Annotated in this window: 16 protein-coding genes; 9 read left to right on the forward strand and 7 right to left on the reverse strand. The window is 66.5% G+C overall.

Translation table 11 applies throughout. The features are described 5' to 3' along the window. Positions 1 to 84 precede the first annotated feature (84 nt). Positions 85 to 996 carry an ROK family protein gene (locus tag F0U60_RS37950; RefSeq protein ID WP_395806955.1) on the reverse strand — a complete coding sequence of 304 codons (912 nt, stop codon included), beginning with the start codon at positions 994 to 996 and terminating at the stop codon, positions 85 to 87. Positions 997 to 1,390: 394 nt separating this feature from the next. On the opposite strand from F0U60_RS37950, the gene F0U60_RS37955 reads away from it, so the two are divergent. The 5 genes from F0U60_RS37955 to F0U60_RS37975 all read left to right on the forward strand — a co-directional run bounded on the left by F0U60_RS37955 (position 1,391) and on the right by F0U60_RS37975 (position 10,012). Continuing rightward, on the forward strand, positions 1,391 to 2,353 hold the full coding sequence (locus F0U60_RS37955) for an arabinose ABC transporter substrate-binding protein (protein ID WP_395806957.1): 963 nt from the start codon (positions 1,391 to 1,393) through the stop codon (positions 2,351 to 2,353). A 65-nt stretch (positions 2,354 to 2,418) separates the two neighbouring features. Then, positions 2,419 to 3,933, forward strand: coding sequence for an L-arabinose ABC transporter ATP-binding protein AraG (araG, locus tag F0U60_RS37960; protein WP_395806959.1), 1,515 nt, complete (start codon positions 2,419 to 2,421; stop codon positions 3,931 to 3,933). Beyond that, on the forward strand, positions 3,930 to 4,880 hold the full coding sequence (gene araH / locus F0U60_RS37965) for an L-arabinose ABC transporter permease AraH (protein ID WP_395806961.1): 951 nt from the start codon (positions 3,930 to 3,932) through the stop codon (positions 4,878 to 4,880). Before araG ends, araH begins: the two co-directional genes overlap by 4 nt. Before the next feature lie 28 nt (positions 4,881 to 4,908). Further along, entirely contained in the window at positions 4,909 to 7,116 is a 2,208-nt protein-coding gene (locus tag F0U60_RS37970; RefSeq protein WP_395806963.1) for a glycoside hydrolase family 44 protein, read from the forward strand. A 124-nt stretch (positions 7,117 to 7,240) separates the two neighbouring features. Then, positions 7,241 to 10,012, forward strand: a complete 2,772-nt coding sequence (locus F0U60_RS37975; protein WP_395806965.1) for an AbfB domain-containing protein — start codon at positions 7,241 to 7,243, stop codon at positions 10,010 to 10,012. A gap of 66 nt (positions 10,013 to 10,078) precedes the next feature. Here F0U60_RS37975 and F0U60_RS37980 read toward each other — a convergent pair whose 3' ends face one another. The 4 genes from F0U60_RS37980 to F0U60_RS37995 form a co-directional block, all read right to left on the reverse strand. Continuing rightward, the gene (locus tag F0U60_RS37980; RefSeq protein ID WP_395806967.1) at positions 10,079 to 10,483 is read right to left on the reverse strand and encodes a hypothetical protein; all 405 of its coding nucleotides are present in this window, start codon (positions 10,481 to 10,483) and stop codon (positions 10,079 to 10,081) included. 138 nt (positions 10,484 to 10,621) lie between these two features. Continuing rightward, positions 10,622 to 11,641 (reverse strand): tRNA pseudouridine(13) synthase TruD, encoded by a 1,020-nt coding sequence (truD, locus tag F0U60_RS37985; protein ID WP_395806969.1) that lies wholly within the window; start codon positions 11,639 to 11,641, stop codon positions 10,622 to 10,624. 1 nt (position 11,642) lies between these two features. Next, positions 11,643 to 13,055 (reverse strand): DUF4388 domain-containing protein, encoded by a 1,413-nt coding sequence (locus F0U60_RS37990; RefSeq protein ID WP_395806971.1) that lies wholly within the window; start codon positions 13,053 to 13,055, stop codon positions 11,643 to 11,645. 7 nt (positions 13,056 to 13,062) lie between these two features. Continuing rightward, complete coding sequence (locus tag F0U60_RS37995; RefSeq protein ID WP_395806973.1) at positions 13,063 to 14,043, reverse strand: DsbA family protein; 981 nt, start codon at positions 14,041 to 14,043, stop codon at positions 13,063 to 13,065. Between the two features lie 70 nt (positions 14,044 to 14,113). Between F0U60_RS37995 and F0U60_RS38000 the strand changes: the two genes are divergently transcribed. Then, positions 14,114 to 15,157, forward strand: a complete 1,044-nt coding sequence (locus F0U60_RS38000; protein ID WP_395806975.1) for an asparaginase — start codon at positions 14,114 to 14,116, stop codon at positions 15,155 to 15,157. Between the two features lie 76 nt (positions 15,158 to 15,233). Then, on the forward strand, positions 15,234 to 16,151 hold the full coding sequence (locus F0U60_RS38005; RefSeq protein WP_395806977.1) for a diguanylate cyclase: 918 nt from the start codon (positions 15,234 to 15,236) through the stop codon (positions 16,149 to 16,151). A gap of 3 nt (positions 16,152 to 16,154) precedes the next feature. On the opposite strand, the gene F0U60_RS38010 is transcribed toward F0U60_RS38005, so the two are convergent. Both F0U60_RS38010 and F0U60_RS38015 read right to left on the reverse strand, forming a co-directional pair. Beyond that, positions 16,155 to 17,069, reverse strand: a complete 915-nt coding sequence (locus F0U60_RS38010; RefSeq protein WP_395806979.1) for a GGDEF domain-containing protein — start codon at positions 17,067 to 17,069, stop codon at positions 16,155 to 16,157. Positions 17,070 to 17,137: 68 nt separating this feature from the next. After that, positions 17,138 to 18,736 (reverse strand): HEAT repeat domain-containing protein, encoded by a 1,599-nt coding sequence (locus tag F0U60_RS38015; protein ID WP_395806981.1) that lies wholly within the window; start codon positions 18,734 to 18,736, stop codon positions 17,138 to 17,140. 121 nt (positions 18,737 to 18,857) lie between these two features. Between F0U60_RS38015 and rpsU the strand changes: the two genes are divergently transcribed. Beyond that, on the forward strand, positions 18,858 to 19,052 hold the full coding sequence (gene rpsU, locus F0U60_RS38020; protein WP_002621505.1) for a 30S ribosomal protein S21: 195 nt from the start codon (positions 18,858 to 18,860) through the stop codon (positions 19,050 to 19,052). An 88-nt stretch (positions 19,053 to 19,140) separates the two neighbouring features. Next, the gene (locus tag F0U60_RS38025) at positions 19,141 to 19,599 is read left to right on the forward strand and encodes a GatB/YqeY domain-containing protein (protein ID WP_395806984.1); all 459 of its coding nucleotides are present in this window, start codon (positions 19,141 to 19,143) and stop codon (positions 19,597 to 19,599) included. Positions 19,600 to 19,643: the final 44 nt, after the last annotated feature.

The raw sequence follows: 19,643 nt of genomic DNA on the forward strand, positions 1-19,643 counted from the left end.
AGCCGCGGGTTGAAAGAACGGACTCGGGTACCCTCACCCCCCGCCCTCTCCCAGAGGGAGAGGGAGCATGCGCACTCCTCTACCTCATGGAGCCGACGAGGACGCGAGTGAGGCCCGAGCCAGCGCGAGGGACCCCAGCACCCCGGAGCGATCCTTCAGGCCGGGCGGGACGATGTACGTGTCGATGTGCTCGAGGATGGCGGGAGATTGGATGTAGCCGTTGAGCAGGTTCCGCACCTCGGCGCGCACCAGCGGGAAGAGATGCTGCTGGGCCATGACCCCCCCGCCGAGGATGAGGCGCTGGGGTGAGAGTGTGCAGATGTAGCTGGTCAGGGCGAGTGCGATGTAGTGCGCCTCGAGTGCCCAGACCGGATGGTCAACCGGCAGGGACTCGGCGCGCTGACCCAAGCGCTTCTCCAGGGCCGGACCGGAGGCCAGCCCCTCGAAGCAGTCGCCGTGGAAGGGACACCCGCCTGGGAAGGGATCCTTCTGTGGATCTCGCGGCAGGCGGATGTGGCCCATCTCCGGATGGATGAGGCCGTGCATCAACCGGCCGTTGAGCAGCCCTCCACCGCCAATGCCCGTGCCGATCGTCATGTAAATGAACGTGTCGAGCCCCTGGGCCGCGCCCCAATGATGCTCTCCCAGGGCCGCACCATTCACGTCGGTGTCGAAGCCGACCGGGATCTTCAGGGCACGCCGGAACGGACCGGCCACGTCGGAGTTCCTCCAGCCCGGCTTGGGCGTGGAGGTGATGAAGCCGAACATCGGCGACTCCGGGTGGAGCTCCACCGGCCCGAAGGATGCGATCCCAAGAGCCGCCAACGGACCCTGCTCGCGCATCTGCGCCTGGAAGAACGCCAGGGCCTGACCAATCGTCTCCTCGGGCGTCGTGGTGGGGATGCGCACCTGGGCCCGGATGTCATCCGGGCCAGTGCCCACCGCGCACACGAACTTGGTCCCTCCCGCTTCGATGCCACCCAACAGTGTCGTCACTTCACCCTCCTGAGCGAGAACCCCCCCTACTCCGTGCGGGGGCCGCTTTCCAGGTTTGTGGCGGGCCACTGGAAATCAATACATCCACAAGCGTCTGTACTTGCATGCATCAAAAACACAGACAGACACCCACCGCCCCCCACTGAGCGTTCTGTCCAAGAACTCACGCGGGAAGGGGCCCGTCGAGAGGATGACGCCTCGCGTTATCGACGAGCGGGGCGCGGTGTGTGGAGCGCGCTCAGCGGATGCGACCTCTTGGTTTGTATTGACTCGTTTCGTCCGTCCACTACGCTCTTCGTACGATTGACCCCCGCCAATCGTGGACCACCCAACACCCCGGCGTCAGGAATTGACGGCCCTGGGAGGAAAAATGCGCCTTTGGAAGAATCTGCTCATGGCTGGAGCCATGTCCGTGCTCGTGGTGTCGGCCGTGGCCGCTGCCGCCGACGTGAAGATCGGCTTCGTGGTCAAGCAGCCCGAGGAGCCGTGGTTCCAGGATGAGTGGAAGTTCGCGGACATCGCCGCCAAGGAGAAGGGTTTCACCTTGGTAAAGATTGCCGCCGAGGACGGAGAGAAGGCGCTGTCCGCGCTCGACAACCTGGGTGCGCAGGGCGCGCAGGGTGTCATCATCTGCACCCCTGATGTCAAGCTCGGGCCGGGGCTCGTCGCTCGCGCCAACGCCAACCAGCTCAAGCTGATGACGGTCGATGACCGCCTGGTCAACAGCAAGGGCAAGCCGCTCGAGAACGTGCCCCACATGGGCATCTCCGCCACCAAGATTGGCGAGACCGTCGGTCAGGCCATCGTGGATCAGATCAAGGCGCGTGGCTGGAACATGAAGGAAGTGGGAGCCATCCGCGTGTCGTACGACCAGCTCCCCACCGCGAAGGACCGTGTCGAGGGTGCCATCTCCGTGCTGAAGCAGAATGGCTTCCTGGCGCAGAACATCTTCGACGCGCCCCAGAGCAAGACGGACACCGAGGCGGCGCTGAACGCGGCCACCGTCGTGCTCAACAAGAACCCCGGCATCAAGAAGTGGGTGGCGTTCGGCCTCAACGACGAGGCCGTGCTCGGCGCCGTCCGCGCGACCGAGGTGGCTGGCCTGAAGGCCACGGACGTGGTGGCCGTGGGCATTGGCGGCTCGGACGCGGCCATGAACGAGTTCAAGAAGCCCTCTGCGACCGGCTTCTACGGCAGCGTGATCATCTCGCCGAAGCGCCACGGCTATGAGACCACGATCAACATGTACAACTGGGTGATCGCCAACAAGGAGCCGGAGAAGCTCATCCTCACCTCCGGCAAGCTCGCCACCCGCGACACGTACAAGGACGTCCGCAAGGAGCTCGGCCTGCAGTAGGTGTGGTCCCGGAACGTGGCGTGGGACCCCTACCCCGCGCCACGTTTCCTGCCCGGCGAGGGTGCATGACGGCCTTTCTCGAATTCACGAACATCTCCAAGAGCTTCCCCGGCGTCAGAGCCCTCCAGGATCTGAGCTTCACGGTTCCAGCCGGACGCGTCATCGGCCTGCTGGGTGAGAACGGAGCCGGCAAGTCCACGCTCATCAAGATTCTGGGCGGCGACTATGTCCCCGATACCGGGGAGATCCGCATCGCCGGCAAGGTGCACCGCTTCGCCTCCACCCGCGCGTCCATCACAGCGGGGGTCTCCGTCGTGCACCAGGAGCTGCAGCTGGTGCCCGAGCTGACGGTGGCCGAGAACCTCATGCTGGGCCGTTTCCCGAAGCGGTTCGGCGTCGTCAACTACCGGGAGCTGTTCGCCAAGGTCGGCGCGGTGTTGCAGGACATCGGCATCGACGTGGATCCGCGCGCGAAGATCGTGGACCTATCGATTGGCGCCCGCCAGATGGTGGAGATCGCCAAGGCCGCCATGTTCGACGCCTCGGTCATCGCCCTGGACGAGCCGACATCGTCGCTCTCCGCGCACGAGAGCGAGATCCTCTTCCGCCTGGTCGACCGCCTCCGAAAGGCTGGCAAGGTCATCCTCTACGTCTCGCACCGTCTGGACGAGCTCTTCCGCTTGTGTGACGGCTGCGTCGTCCTGCGCGATGGCAAGCTCGTCGCCTGGCACGACAGCATGGAGGGCCTGACGCGCGAGACGCTGGTGCGCGAGATGGTGGGACGGGAGATCCAGAACATCTGGGGCTGGAGGCCTCGGACACTGGGCCCAGTGCGCCTCTCTGTGTCGGGAGTCAGCGGCCCGCGGCTGTCAGCACCCGCGAGCTTCGAGGTCCGCGCCGGGGAGATCCTCGGCTTCTTCGGATTGGTCGGTGCGGGACGCAGTGAGCTGGCGCGCCTGCTCTACGGCGCCGACAAGCGCCAGGCGGGTGAGCTCCGGCTCGACGGTCAGGGGGTGCGGATCAACCATCCTCGGCAGGCGGTGCGCGCCGGGCTGGTCCTCTGCCCCGAGGACCGGAAGACCGACGGCATCCTGCAGGGCCGCTCCGTCGAGGAGAACATCAACATCTCTTGCCGGCGACACTTCTCGCCCTTCGGCGTCCTGAACATGGGCAGGGAAGCCGAGACGGCAAACGACTTCATCAAACGAATGGGTGTGAGGACCCCCTCGCGCCACCAGGACATCGTCAACCTGTCGGGCGGCAACCAGCAGAAGGTCATCCTGTCCCGGTGGCTGGCCGAGTGCGGCATCAAGGTCCTCATCATCGACGAGCCGACCCGCGGCATTGACGTTGGCGCCAAGAGCGAGATCTACGAAGTGCTCTACGGCTTAGCCGAGCAGGGCATTGCCCTCATCGTTATTTCGAGCGAGCTGCCCGAGGTCATGGGCATCAGCGACCGCATCCTCGTGATGTGCGGCGGCCGAATCGCCGCAGAATTTCAACGCCCCGACTTCGCCGAGGAGAAACTCCTGGCAGCGGCACTGCCCGACCGCACAGCGGCTCGAGAGGATTTGCAATGAATCGCCTGAAACGAGTCGTGCTCGGCGAGCAGGGGTTGGTCATCCTGTTCTTGCTGGCCCTCGTGATCGTCTCCATCACCGTCCCCAACTTCATGACCCAGCGCAACATCCTGGGCCTGCTGCAGTCGGTGGTGACCATCGGCATCGTCGCCTGCACGATGATGCTCTGCCTGGCGTCGCGTGACTTCGACCTGTCCGTCGGCTCGACGGTGGCCTTCTCCGGAATGATTGCCGTGATGGTCTCCAATCACATGGAGAACATCGGACTGGGCCTGTTGGCCGCTCTTCTGGCTGGCGTGATGGTGGGCGCCATCAACGGAGTGGTGATTGCCAAGCTGCGGATCAACGCCCTCATCACGACGCTGGCCACGATGCAGATCGTCCGAGGTCTGGCGCTCATCGCCTCGGATGGGCGTGCCGTCGGCGTCGATGACCCGGCGTATTTCGACATCGCGCAGACGGCCCTGTTCGGCATCCCGGTGCCCATCATCGTGATGGTGCTCACCTTCCTGCTCTTCGGCTTCGTGCTGAACCGTACCGTCTTCGGGCGCAACACGTTGGCGATCGGCGGCAATCCAGACGCCTCGCGATTGGCCGGTGTCAACGTCGGCACCATCCGCATCTGGATCTTCACCCTCCAGGGATTGGCCTGCGCGGTCGCGGGAATTCTGTTATCATCACGCATCACCAGCGGTCAGCCGAACGCGGCACAGGGACTCGAGTTGTCGGTGATTTCCGCCTGCGTCCTGGGTGGCGTGTCACTGGCCGGCGGACGGGCCGCGATCTCCGGCGTGCTGGTGGGAGTACTCATCATGGGCATCGCCGAGAACGTGATGAACCTGATGAACATCCAGGCCTTCTACCAATACGTCGTTCGCGGCGTGATTCTGCTCCTCGCGGTGCTACTCGACAATCTCCGTACGCGAGCGACAGGAAAGCGCACCTAGCCGTGTAACTCATAACGCGGGGGGTACCATGGAAACGCAAGAGGTCAGGCATTGCGGACAACGGACGGGGATGGTGGGTTGTCTCGCGGGCTTGCTCGTCGTCATGGCCCTCCCCGCCTTCGCGCAGCAGAACCCCGCCGTAACCGTGAATGTGGACGTGGATGTCGGCAGGCATCCCATCAGTCCCTTCATCTACGGCGTGGCACATGCGAGCCAGGCTGATCTGAATGAGCTCAATGCTCCGCTCAACCGCAGCGGAGGGAACGCCACCACCCGTTACAACTGGCAATTGAACGCCAGCAATCGCGCCAGGGATTGGTACTTCGAGAGCCTCCCCTTGTCCTCCGGCGCGCAGCCGGGCACGGAGGTGGATGCCTTCATCGCCAGCACCCGGGCCGGAGGTGCCGAGCCCCTCATCACCGTGCCCATCATGGGGTGGGTGGCTCGGCTCGGTGTCAACCGCTCCCCCCTGGCCAGCTTCTCCATCGCCAAGTACGGCGCGCAGACGGACCGCGATGTGCAGTGGTTCCCCGACGCGGGCAATGGCATCCGGCTCAATGGTCAGTACGTCACCCACAATGACCCCAATGACGCCAACATGCCGGTGGATCATCTCTTCCAACGGGATTGGGTGCGCCACCTCCTCGCGCGCTGGGGCTCGCCGATCACGGGTGGGGTGCGACTCTTCACCCTGGATAACGAACCGAGCATCTGGCACGCCACCCACCGCGACGTCCACCCCACGGGGGCCACCATGGAGGAGGTGCGCAACAAGTTCCTGAATCACGCCGCCATGGTGAAGGACACGGCTCCGGGGGCGCTCGTGCTCGGACCCGAGGAGTGGGGGTGGAGCGGCTATATCTACAGCGGATATGACCAGCAATACGGCGCCGCCCACGGGTGGAGCCAGCTTCCAGATCGCATTGCGCATGGCGGTTGGGATTACCTGCCGTGGCTGCTCAACCAGCTCCGCCTGAACGAGCAGACCACCGGGCGGAGGTTGTTGGATGTCTTCACCGTCCACTACTACCCCCAAGGCGGCGAGTTCAGCACTGACACCTCCATGGCCATGCAGCTGCGGCGCAACCGCTCGACGCGTGCGCTGTGGGACCCCAGCTACACAGACGAGTCGTGGATCCTCGACGAGGTCATGCTGATTCCCCGGCTGAAGAGCTGGGTCCAGAGCTACTACCCCGGAACGAGGATTGGCATCACCGAATACAGCTGGGGCGCGGAGGCTCACATCAACGGCGCCACCGCGCAGGCCGACATCCTGGGCCTCTTCGGGCGCGAGGGGCTCGACTATGGCGTCCGGTGGGAGTCGCCGGACGCCTCCACGCCTACCTTCAAGGCGATGAAGCTGTACCGCAACTACGACGGTCTCAAGTCGACCTTCGGGGACGTGAGCGTCTCGTGCACCGTGCCCAATCCGGACACGCTCTCAGCGTTCGCCGCCGAGCGCTCCAGCGATGGCGCCCTCACGGTCATGGTCATCAGCAAGGCGCTGGCGGGAGAGACGCCCGTCACGTTGAACCTGCCGGGCTTCTCCCATGCGGGGGTGACGCAGCGCTGGCAGCTCACGGCGGCCAACACGATCACCCGACTGGCGGATGTGGCCATCTCGGGTGAGAAGGTGACCACCAGTGTGCCTCCGCAGAGCGTCACGCTCTTCGTCATCGCGGCCGGCCGCGTCAACCAGCCCCCTGTGGCGAACGCCACGGCGACCCCCACTTCAGGCACAGTGCCACTCACGGTGAGCTTCAGCAGCGCGGGTTCGGCGGACGCCGACGGCACGATCCTGTCGTACGCCTGGAACTTCGGTAATGGCCAGCAGGGCACGGGACCTACGGTGAGCCATACCTATACACTGCCGGGAATCTATACCGCGACGCTCACGGTGACAGACAATGATGGAGCCACCGCCTCCGATACCGTGACGATTTCGGTGCTCGCCCCCAGCACACTGGCGGCCCCCTCCGGCTTCTACACCCAGTTCACCAGCCCGAACGTGACACTGCGCTGGACGGACAACTCCGCGACGGAGCAAGGCTTCATCATCGAGCGTTCACCCGATATCTGGCCGCCTCAGTTCGTAGAAATCGCGCGGGTGGGCACCAACGTCACGACATATGTGGACACGCAGGTGACACCGGGCAGCTATCTGTACCGGGCCAAGGCCTTCCTGGGGACGACCTCTTCCGCCTACTCGAATCAGGACAGCGTCCGGGTGAGATAGCGCCTCCTCTGCCTCGCCACACCGGGCGAGGCATTCATCCACTATTTGACCAAACATCACGTTTTCATGGACCTTTTCGTGGATTCCAGGGACACCCTGGAGTTCAAGTTTAGAAGGAGAGGTCATGAATCGTCACGTTGGTTCCACGAACGTCGGCAGGCGCCTCCTGGTGCTGCTGCCGCTGCTGGGTGGGTTGTTCTCGCCCGGGGGCTCATTCGCGGCCTGGGCACCCAAGACGCCTCCGCTGTCGACGCCTTGGACTGCCCAGGTTTCTCCCAGCAACGCGCTGCCGGAGTACCCGCGCCCGCAGATGGTGCGCGCCAACTGGTTGAACCTCAATGGTGAGTGGCAGTTCGCCACGGCCACCGCGGGTCAGACGCCGCCCTTCGGTCAGAACCTGGCGGAGAGCGTACTGGTCCCATTTCCCATCGAGTCGGCGCTCTCCGGCATCCAGCGTCACCACGACCGCATGTGGTACCGCCGCACCTTCACCGTTCCGTCCACCTGGAGCGGACAGCGGCGCGTCCAGCTCCACTTTGGCGCGGTTGATTGGGAGGCGACTGTCTATGTCAACGGCCAGCAGGTCGGCACGCACCAGGGCGGATTCGATGGCTTCAGCTTTGACATCACGGATCGACTGAGGAGCGGGACGAACGAGTTGATCGTCGGTGTGTATGATCCTACGGATGCGGGTGGGCAGCCGGTCGGCAAGCAGCGTCTGGCCCCGGGCGGTATCTGGTACACCGCTGCCTCCGGTATCTGGCAGACCGTCTGGCTGGAGCCGACGCCCTCCGCCAGGATTGTCCGGCTCGACATGACCCCGGACGTGGCCGGACAGGCGCTGAAGCTGACGGTGCGAGGCGAGGGCATCAACGGACAGACGGTCGAGGCGGTCGCATTCGACGGCAGCGTGCAGGTCGGCAGTATCACGGGCAGCGTCGGCGCCGAGCTGCTCCTCCCGGTGCCCAATCCCAAGCTCTGGTCGCCCGAGAGCCCCTTCCTCTACGACTTGCGTGTGTCGCTGAAGAGCGGCACGAGCACCGTGGATCAGGTGACCAGCTATTTCGGAATGCGCTCGGTCGGACTGAAGCTGATCGGGGGGGCGCCGCGCCCGGTGCTCAATGGTCGGTTCGTCTTTCAGATGGGCACGCTGGATCAGGGCTACTGGCCGGATGGCATCTACACCGCGCCCACCGACGAGGCGCTGAAGTTCGACATCCAGAAGCACAAGGACCTGGGCTACAACCTCATCCGCAAGCACATCAAGGTCGAGCCGCAGCGCTGGTTCTACTGGGCAGACAAGCTGGGCATCCTGGTCTGGCAGGACATGCCGTTGATGGACTCGGGCAAGTCTCCCTCCACGAGCGCGCGAGCCCAGTTTGAGCGGGAGCTGCGTGAGATGATCGACGAGCACCGCAGCGCGACCTCCGTCATCCTGTGGGTCGTGCAGAACGAGGGCTGGGGCCAGTATGACCAGGCCCGTCTGGCCAACCTCGTCAAGAGTTGGGACCCCAGCCGGCTGGTCGACAACATGAGTGGCATCAATTGCTGTGGCGCGGTCGACGGTGGCAACGGAGACGTCGCCGACTGGCATGTCTATGTGGGCCCGGCCTCTCCGCCGCCCTCGGCCACACGAGCGTCCGTCCTGGGCGAGTTCGGAGGCCTGGGTCTGAGGATCACCGGGCACGAGTGGAGCCCCGGCAATGGTTTTGGTTATGAGATGGTGAGCAGCCCCGCGGCGCTGACCAGCCGCTACGTGGGTCTCATCCAGCAGACCCAGTCGTTGATGACCCAGAGCGGTCTGAGCGCGGCGGTCTATACGGAAATCACCGACGTGGAGAACGAGATCAACGGAATCCTGACCTACGATCGGGTCGTGATGAAGCCAGACGTCGCCCAGGTGCGCGCGGTCCACGACAACCTGATCGCCGCCTCGCGCCAGCTCAACAACCAGGGGCCCCTGCCCCTCAACCAGTACCGCTCGCTCCAGGTGATGGCTCCGGGCTACACCGATCACTACCTGCGTCACGCCGACAGCCTGGGCGCCACCGCGATCGTCAACAGCACGAGCAGTGGCACGCTCAAGCAGGACGCGACCTTCAAGATCGTGCCCGGTCTGGCCGATGCGAGCTGCTACTCCTTCGAGGCGCGCAACTTCCCCGGTCACTACCTGCGGCACGCCAACTCCCGTGTTCGCAAGGATGCGCGCGACGGCTCGGCGCTGTTCGACCAGGATGCCACCTTCTGCGCGCGTGACGCGCTCGACGGCTCCTCCATCGGCGTGTCCCTGGAGGCCAAGAACCAGCCCGGCTCCTATCTCCGTCACCGAACCAGCGAGCTCTGGTTGGATGTGTTTGAGAACACCCAGCTCTACCGGCAGGACGCAACGTGGGCGGTGGCCTCGCCGTGGTGGAAGAGTGGCGCGGACCTGGCGGTGAACACCTACAAGTCTTTCCAGGTCGTGACGCCCGGCTTCACCAACCGCTTCATCCGCCACGCCGATTCGCTTGGCTATACCGAGGTGGTGAACAGCAGTAGCTCCACCACGCTCAAGCAGGACGCGACCTTCAAGATCGTGCCTGGCCTGGCTGAAGGGAGCTGTTATTCGTTCGAGTCGCGCAACTACCCCGGCCGCTACTTGCGGCATGCCAACTCCCGCATCCGCAACGATGCAAACGATGGCTCGGCGCTGTTCGCGCAGGACGCCACGTTCTGTGCCCAGCCGGGTCGCGCCGGGAGCGGCGTCTCGTTCGAGTCCTACAACTTCCCCGGCCGCTACCTCCGCCACTACAGCGCGGAGCTGTGGATCACCGAAGGCGCGGGGAGCACCTGGAACAGTCCCGTCAGCTTCAACGAGGACGTGAGTTGGAGCGTGGTCGCCCCCTGGGCGCCCTGAGCCCACAACTCCACAACCAAGGATGCCGGAGAACCTGCTCGACTCCGTTCTCCGGCATCCGTTGGGTTACTGCGGGTCCTGCTGGGTCGCGGAGTTGTCTTCCTCCGCGCCAGAGCCGCCGGTGCCCTGGTCATCCTGGGCACCCGTCTCGCCCTTGGAGCCACTCGTATCGATGGCATCCGGGTCGGTCACGGCATCCTCGTAACCGGAGCCGCCCGTGCTCCCCCGGTCCTCCTGGGGCACCGAGTAGTCCTGATAGATGTCGGGAGAGGTCTCCTCGGTGCCGGCGCCGCCCGTGCCACCGGGGCTGGTGGAACCGGGCGTGGTGCCGCCCTGGTTCTCGGCCGGGGTCTGCGTCTGCGTCGAATCCGTGGACTCACCCCGCTGCGCGGCACTGTCCGACTTGCACGCGGTACCGAACGCCACGGCGCCAGCGAGGAGGCCGGTCAGAAGGAGCCTGGTCCTGGGCATGTTGTCTCTCCTTGAGAGGAAGCGATGTGAGCCAGAAACCTGATCAGCAGGGTCATTCCCGTCAGGGAGCGCCTGGTTGATCGCTTGCTCCACGGAGCGGCTGGCAGGAGTCCTTGCCAGCGCCCCGCTGTCGCTTCCTCACCCGTCCTTCAGCAGCTCGTGGAGGACCTCGGTGGCGTAGGCCCCCTTGGGCAGCTCGAAGGTGAGCAGCAGGTCCTCCCCTTCCACCTCCAGCGAGGGGTTCCCGAGCCGCACCCGGTAGGGCCTGCGCCCGCCCTGGGTCTCGTCGCCCCCGCGCTTGAAGTCGTCCAGCGTCACGCCCTCGTCGGCGAGCAACTTCGCCTCGGCCTCGGCCACCGAGTGGGCGGCCGCAGTCATCTTCGGCCCGAAGAGGGGCCCGGAGGGGCTCACCTCGAAGGCGGCCACGCGGGGAGCATCCACCTCAGGAGCCTCGCAGACGAAGAGGCCCCCCGAGTCCTCGCGGCGCAGCACGTCACCGAGGAGTGCCTTGTCGAAGGTGCCCGCGCGCAGCCGCTCCACCAGGGCCTGGTTGAAGAGGCGGGACTGGAAGGCAGACAGGTACAGCTTGCGCTGGAACTTGTCGGGGCGGCGCGGCAGCCGCTGACCCAGCACCAACAGTCGGCCGAAATTCGCGTTGTCGCCCTCGCGCCCGAAGCGCTGGTCGCCGAAGTAGTTGGGCACGCCCTCCGCGCTCAGTCGGGAGAAGCTCTCGCGCGCGGCGCCCACGTCCTTCACGCCCCTCAGGCGCAGCCGGAAGCGGTTCCCCTTGAGGTGCCCGGTGCGCAGCTTGTTGCCATGGCGCCGCGTCCACAGCACGCGCACGCCCTCCAGGGCGAAATCCGCGACGCGCGCCTCGGCCCGCGCAGGCACGGAGAGGAGCTGCCGGGTAATGGCCTGCCGGTCCTTCATCCCCGCCACACCCACCTCGCCCTCGTCCACGCCCAGCGCAGTGGCCAGGGCCCGCACCACCTCACGGGTGTCCCGGCCGCGCTTCTCCACCCAGAGGTAGAGGTGCTCGCCCTCTCCCGAGGGCTCGTAGGCGGGCAGCTCCTCCACCTCGAAGTCCTCGGGGACGAGCTTGAAGGCGCCACCGCAGCCCGGCACACCCTCCGTCAGCCGGGGTCGTTCGGTGCTCATGTCAGGACCCGCCGAGCGCGGCGAGCATGTCCTTCACGCGCCGAGCGAGGTCCTCGTCCGCGCGCGACTCGAGCAGCTCCCCCGCTTGGAAGAGGAGGAAGAACATCACGTCGCTGAGCGCCTGCCGGAAGGCCACCAGCGGCTCCGGGCCCAGCATGACGCGGTTCTGGTCGTAGGCCTCCAGCAGCTTCGCGTCTGGAAGACTCCCGTCCGGAGCGAAGGCCAGTCCCGTCAGCACCGGCGACGAGGACAATGCCTGTCCCGAGAGCGCGGCATTGGCCGAGGCGATGAACTCGCGCGCCAGGCCTTGCTTGGACACCTCGGAGGCGATCTCCCGGAAGATGCGGTTGAAGACGCGCACCACGTCGCGCACATCCACCACCGGGGGCGGCACCGGCGGCGTGGTGATGGCACGCAGCCCGGACTGCGAGTGCCGCACCGTGGGGATGCCCGTGGAGGACGGACGCACCACGGGAATGCCCATGAAGGTCTTGGGGCGCACCGCCGGAAGGCCGGAGAGGGACTGCGCCGTGCCGCCCAGCGGCTTGTCGGAGAGCTGCACGAAGCCACCCTCCAGCAGGCCGTAGACGACCTTGGTGACGTCGAACTCGGACAGCCGGGCCGCCTGCCCGAGGTCCAGAAGCGTGCGACGGCCATCCACCAGGGCCAGGACCTTGTCCTCGTCCGGCTCCAGCTTCGCGTTCGTCATGCCCTTCTTGAGCACGTAGAGGCGGCTGTGGGGGATGCGTTTGCGGAAGTGCGCCAGCTCGTCGATCTTCCGGATGCTGTCCATCAGCAGGCTCTGCGTGGACAGCTGGATGTTGTGGCCGAGCTTGTCCTCCACCGGCTGGTCGACGAGGAAGAAACTGCCCTCGCGGCACAGGACGATGGCGTGGAAGATCTCACTCACCTGGTGGGTGACGCACTTGAACAAGTCGTGCGCCTGGAGCAGGCCCCGCTCCACCAGGGCGCGGCCAATCTTGGAGGGTGGGTGCTCACGCAGCACCGCCTCGAGCTGAGGACGATCCAGGTAGCCCAACCGAACGAGCACCTCGCCGAGCCGGTCCGCCGCCACGTCTGAGGTGGCCCCGCGCACCTCGCCCTCGCGCAGGATGACCGAGCGCTCGCCGCCGGGCGCATGCACGCGGACAATGCCGCTCCAGCGCGCCTGGCTGAGAAAGGCGATGAGGTCCGAGACCGGAAAGCCCGCCGCGTCGCCGGAGAGCACCACGCGCGGGGTGGGAAGCGAGCCCCCCTCGGCCGGAGAGCGCGAGAAGACGAGCAGGTCCGGCGAGGTGGGCTGCAGCACGTACGAGCCTGTGCGGCCCGCCAGCGCTGGCGGCTGCTGGGATTGCGTCCCCGGCCGTTCGTCGGGGACGAGTTGAGTGCCGTCGATGCGGAAGCGCTGGCTCATGACACCGTCAGTCAGCGGCCCACGCGTTGCGGTTGGCGCGCCACTCGAGTTCGTCGTCCAGGGTGTGGTTGAGCGTCTCCTCGGTGAGGCCCATCTGTAGGTCGAAGTACCGGCCGTTGAAGAAGAGGCTGGGCGTGCCGCGGATGTTCGCCGCGTTGCCCATCGACTTGTACTTCTCCAGCTCCTTCGCGTAGGTGCCAGCCTGCAGCGCCTTCTGCAGCTCCGCGCCCTTCAGCCCAATCTTGTTGGCAAGCGCCACGATGGAGGCCTGGGACAGGTTCTGCGCGTTCTCGAAGAGGGCGTCGTGCATCTCCCAGAACTTGCCCTGGTCCCGCGCCCAGAGGACGGCCTGGCCCGCGGGCACCGCGTTGGGGTGTATGGGGAGCGGGAACGGGACGTTGCAGAAGCGCAGCTTACTGGGGTTCTTCTTCGCGAAGGACTCGAGCACCGGGCGGGCCTTGCCGCAGTAGGGGCACTCGAAGTCGGAGAACTCCACCAGCGTCACCGGAGCCTTGGCGTCGCCCATGCACATGCGCGGATCCACGTCGAACGTCTTCCGAGGCGCGCGGAAGGCCGAGTAGTACTCGGAGAGGGCGACGATGATGTCCGAGGCAGGCACTCCGGCGACGGCCTGACGGGCGGCGAGCCGAGCCATGCGCTTGGCGTGCTGGCACCCGGTGTGTCCCTTGAGGCACTGCCCCAGGGTGTGGGGGCAGCCGCAGTAACAGAACTCATCCGTGAAGACAGTGGACAGCTCGCGCTGTGCGGCGGGCGGCAGCGCAGAGAAGTCCATGCCCGGGATGCCCGTCAGGGCGGAGGCTCCCGAGGAGGGCGCAGCCGCGGGCGGCTGAGCCGGAGCCGGAGCAGCGGGCTTCGGCGCGGTCGGCTGGGCGGGGGGGCTGGCCGCCTCGGAGTTCTTGGAGCAGGCGAGACCCGTCAGCGCCAGGGTAAGCGCGAGGAGGACACGGTTGCGACGGTCGGGGAGCACGAGTCGGTCTTAGCGATGCGCGCGGGGCTTGTAAAGCAACCCCGGCTCTGCCAGGGAGGTGCCCCTCGATATGCCCAGAATCCTCCTGCTACACACCGGCGGTACGCTGGGGATGGCCGGTGGCCGGCCGTCCGCGCTGCGCCCCGCGGCCTTCTTCAAGACCCTCAAGGCCCGCTGCCCCGAGCTCTTCGCGCTCGCCGACATCGAGCTGGAGCTCTTCTCCAACCTGGACAGCTCGGAGATGCAGCCAGAGCTGTGGAGCCGACTGGCCGATCACCTCTACCGCCGGCTGCCGGACTTCGACGGCGCGGTGGTGACGCACGGCACGGACACGCTTGCCCACACCGCGAGCGCCCTCTCCTTCATGCTGCCAGGGCTGCCCAAGCCGGTGGTGATGACGGGCTCGCAGCGGCCCCTGGGTGAAATCCGCACGGACGCGCGGCTGAATTTGATCGACTCGGTGCTCTCCGCCCTCCAAGGCCCGCCCGAGGTGAGCATCTGCTTCGACTCCCACCTCTACCGCGGCAACCGCACCCGCAAGGTGAAGGTGTCCGAGTACGACGCCTTCGAGAGCCCCAACTTCCCATTGTTGGGGACACTGGGAGTGGATGCAACTTTCGCTCCGGGTCTGCGACAAAAGGGGCCCTTCCGCCTACGTGAGAAGTTGGAGTCGCGCGTCTTCCTCCTCAAGGTGTTTCCGGGGCTGGACCCTGCGTTGCCCCTGGCCCTGCTGCCCCACGTGCGCGGGCTGGTGGTAGAGGCCTATGGCGCCGGGAACTACCCTATCGACACCACCCTCGGCCGCTCGCTCCTGCCGCTCTTCCGCGAGGCCCGCGAGCGCGAAGTGCCCGTCGTGGTGGTGAGCCAGGCCTACCGCAACGGGGTGGACCTCACGCTCTATGAGTCCGGGGCAGCGGCGCTCGCGGAGGGCGCCTTGAGCGGGGGCGACATGACGCCCTCGGCCGCGCTGGTGAAGCTGATGCAGGGCATTGCCTACTACCGGGACAGGGAGACGTTGGCTCGTTTCATCCAGACGCCAACTGTCGGGGAGATGACCGAGCGGGCGCCTGCTGTTCAGGAGACACCGGCTAAAAAGTCGAGGCGCGCGCGTTAAGAGCGACCATCCCTGGGCGTCCGGCTCGAGGCCTGCTTGCTGGTAACAATCCTCGACCCATAAGATGGGGGGCACGATGTCCGACGAGAAGACCGCCGTCCATTCGATTTCGGACCTGCTGGGGTCAGCCGCACCTCAGCAGCAGAGCGCGTACCTCATCGTCATCAGCGCGAAGTCCGCATCCGGCATTGGTCGGATGTTCAAGCTGGACCGGTCTGAGTCCGTGCTCGGCCGCAGCGTCGAGGCGCAGTTCCAGGTCGAGGACGATGGCATCTCGCGCAAGCACGCGAAGGTGGTGTCGCTCGGCGACGGTCGCTTCCAGTTGGTGGACCTGGGCAGCACCAACGGCACGTTCCTCAACGGGGTGAAGGTGAGCGCCGCGCCGCTCTACGACGGCGATAAGATCCAGATTGGCTCCAACACGGTCCTGAAGTTCTCCATCCAGGATCAGCTGGAAGAGGCCTACCAGCGCAGCATCTACGAGTCGGCCACGCGCGACGGCCTGACGCGCCTGTACAACAAGAAGTACTTCATGGAGACGCTGCGCAAGGAGTTCGCGTACTGCCTGCGCCACCGGGAGCCCATGTCCCTGGTGATGTTCGACGTGGATTACTTCAAGAAGATCAACGACGTGTACGGGCACCCAGCCGGCGACTACGTGCTGACACGCATCGCCCAGCGGGTGAGCGACACCATCCGCACGGAAGATCTGTTCGCGCGCTACGGAGGCGAGGAGTTCGCCCTCATGCTGCGCGAGTCCGGTGAGGAGCAGGCCCTGTCCTGCGCCGAGCGCTGCCGCCTGGCGGTGGACCGCACGGACTTCATCTTCAGCGGCACGCCCATCAAGGTGACCATCAGCCTGGGCGTGGCCACGCTGCATGACTCGGACTTCGCGCAGGCCGAGGATCTGATCTCCGCGGCGGACAAGTATCTGTACCGCGCGAAGCGAGCCGGCCGGAACCGCGTGGACGGCAAGGCCATCAGCGGCCCATAGGGCTCAAGTCCCCTCGAACTCCAACCCCGGCGTCTCCGCGAGCATCTCCACGCGGTTGCCGCCAGCCTCCTGGGCCATATCCAGCGAGCTGCGCGCCTGACGCACGAGGTCGGCAAAGGACACCTCCCGCCCCGGAACGAGTGCCGCCAGGCCCACGGACACCGTGGGGCGGAGAAGCTGATCATCGAAGGAGAGGCTTGAGCGGGCCACGCGCTCGCAGACGCGGCGCGCCACGGTGTGGGCCCCGGCCAGGTCCGTGTGCGGCAGCAGCAGCAGCACGTGGTCCGCCGAGTACTGCACCGGGAAGTCTGTGTCCCGCAGCGAGCGCCGGATGGCGAGCGCCAGTCCTCCGTGGAGTTGCTCGCGCAGCTCGCGCTGCACCTTCACCGGAAGGGGATCGAAGGCCACCAGCGCGATCGCCAGGGGCAGGCCGTGGCGCCGTGAGCGCTTCACCTCGACGAAGACGAAGTCCTTGAAGTGCGCGAAGACGTAGAACTGGGTGAGCGGATCCAACAGCCCCTCGCCCGAGGCACGCACCGGCTCGGAAGCGGGCGCGGCCCTCCTCTTGCGCACCGGCGTGCCGCGCGAGAGCGTCCGCAGCTTCACCAGTTCGGGCAGGCGCACCCTCAAATCCTTGGCGGAGACAGGAAGAGGAAGGACCCCATCCGCGAAGCCAGCCTTCCCAGGCGATTCCTGCGCCAACAGCACGAGCGCCTGAGGCAACTGCTTGCGCACCGCTCGCGCCACCTGCGCCGCCCGCTCCACCGAGGGCCCCAGAACCACCACCTGGGCCCGACCCGGCTCCTCCTCCCACCCCGCCACGGCGGACACCTCGAGTCCTGCCTTCTCCAGGCCCTCCTTCAGCTTGCGACGCCCGGTGGCCCCCGGCTCGATAACGATGGCTCGTGTAATCTTCATAACCACCTCTCCAGACCTCGAACCATACTGACACACCTAAGACGTCCGCAAGGGAACCGAGCGGTCGCTCAGGGAGGTCTGAACCCCAACCGCACCAGCCCCCGGCGCGCCACGTGCTGGACATGGGAGTCGGGATCCTTGGCCAGGGCCTCACTGAGTGCGGAGGCGGCGAAGGGTCCACCCAAGGTGCTCAGCGCCTCCGCCGCAGCCACCCGCACCGAGGCCACGCTGTCTTGCCGCAGCGTCTGGGCGAGGGGCTTCACGTCTTGGGCGCGCCCAAGCTGCTCCAGCGCCCGGACGGCGGCCTCGCGCACCTGCGAGTGCGGAGAGTCGAGCAGGGCCACCGCGGTCTCCCCCTGCACCCGCTGGCGTTGCTGACCCACCACGCCGAGTGCCGCGGCCACCACCTCCGGCGCAGGGTCCCCGAGCGCGGCGCCCACAGCGGCATCTCCCTCCGTCGAGCGCGGCCTGGCGAGCGCCCGCACCGCCCCGGCCCGCACCAGCGGCTGCGCGTCCTTCAGGAAAGCGGACAGCACCTGGAAGCGGGATGGGGCACGGCCCTCGCACTCGGAGAGCCACGCGACCGCCTCGCCCCGCGCGCCCGCGAGGAGCCGCGTGTCATTCGCCACCTCCAGGAGGAAAGGCTCACAGGCCTTGTCGGCGGCGGCTACCTCCAACCACACGCGCTGGGTGGCCAAGGGGATTCCGTCCGCACGGATGCGTTGGCCCGCGGCCTCCATCAGCGACAGCCCCTCGGACTCGGCGAGCCCCCGGGCGGCCAAGCGGCGTACGGAGCCGTCCGAGTCTCCCAAGGCTCGCTCCAGCTCGCGCTGCGCCAGCGGGCCGTAGGACCGCAGCGACTGCACGGTGGCGCGACGCTCCGTGACGTCGAGAGAGGTGAGCCCCTTACGCAGCAGCTCCAGCTGTTGGGAGTAGATGGCGAACAGCCGATTGATGAGGACCCGATCCGGTGGTTTCGCCTCCAACACCAGCATCCGCCCCACGGACCCACCCTGCTTCTCGGCGACTCGGAAGAGTGCGGAGGCAGCAGTCTCGTCACCGGAGTCGGGGCGTTGGGCCATGGCCCTCAGCAGCACCCGGGCGGGCGATTGACCCAGGAAGGTGGAGAGGTGAATGAGCGCCTCGCCCCGGAGGGAGGCCTCCTGCGCGTAGACCTCCACCTCCAAGGCGTCTCGGACGGCCGCCCGGCGTGCCCAGACACGTGCGGCCGCCGCCCCGCCCTTCGCCCCTGCGTCCTTCAAGAAGGAGGCCGTGGATTGGCCCTCCTCGGCGGCAACCCGTGCGGCGGTGAGGCAGGCGAGCACCTCGTCCTTGGCCGGAGCCTCAGCCACCCAGTCCGCCAGCACACGGCGTTCAACGAGCCCCTGCGCCTTCGCCTGAGCTCGCAGCGCCCCCCACCGCACCCGCCATTCCGGGTCCGTCAACGCCGAGCGCAGCGCTGCTTGGGACGAGGGACCGGGCTTCACCCGCCCCAGCTCCAAGAGCCAGGAATCGGCGCGGCCCGAGGTGACGCACGACTGGCAGACTCGGGTGCGAAGGGCCTGATCCTTCACATGCTGCTGGCAGGACCTCCAACAACCAACCGCTCCCTGGCCACCATGCTGGCCGGCCGATAACAGCAGGACGAGGAGAAGTGCGGGGCTCACGGAGGGTCCACTTTAGCCCACCCGTTACATCCTTTTCTGAGGGCATCCTTGCGTTTTCATGCCCGCTGCGTCATATCGGCGCCCCCTACATTTCTAGGCACGCGGAAGGAGGTGACAGTCAATGCCCGGCATTCGAGTCAAGGACGGCGAGTCCATCGAGAGCGCTCTCAAGCGCTTCAAGAAGGCCACCGAGAAGGCTGGAATCCTCTCCGAGATCCGCAAGCGCGAGCACTACGAGAAGCCTTCCGTGAAGCGGAAGAAGAAGGCTCTCGCGGCCAAGAAGCGCGCGGTGAAGAAGGCGCGCAAGACGTACTAGCCGCCCCGACTGGGAGCTGGGGTCGCGTCAGTTCAGCGCCCTGGCTCCCGTCCGTGTAGCACCCTTCCCACACATTCTGGAGCCCTGTATGGCCACCGTCAGAGAGCGCATCGATGCCGACCTCAAGGACGCGATGCGGTCGAAGAACGAGCTGAACACCAGCGTCCTGCGGATGCTCAAGAGCGCCATCAAGTACAAGGAAGTGGAGCCTGGCGCCACCGGCCCTCTCGACGAGGCCGCCATCCTTCAGGTCATCGGCACCCTCATCAAGCAGCGCCGTGACTCCATCGAGCAGTACAAGACCGGCGGCCGCCCCGAGCTGGCCGAGAAGGAGGAAGCGGAGATCTCCGTCCTCCAGAACTACCTGCCCAAGCAGCTCAGCCCGGACGAGCTCCGCGCCGAGGTGCAGGCCGCCATCACCCAGGCGGGCGCCAAGAGCGCCAAGGACATGGGTGCGGTGATGAAGCTCCTCACGCCCAAGCTGCAGGGCCGCGCCGAGGGCCGCGCCATCTCCGAGGAAGTGAAGAACCAGCTGTCCAAGCTGTAGCAGTCCCGGGTTTCCGGCCTTGAACGGCGCCGGGCGGGTTCTTC

The sequence above is a fragment of the Archangium minus genome (genome assembly GCF_044360475.1).
Taxonomy (GTDB): Bacteria; Myxococcota; Myxococcia; order Myxococcales; family Myxococcaceae; genus Archangium; species Archangium minus.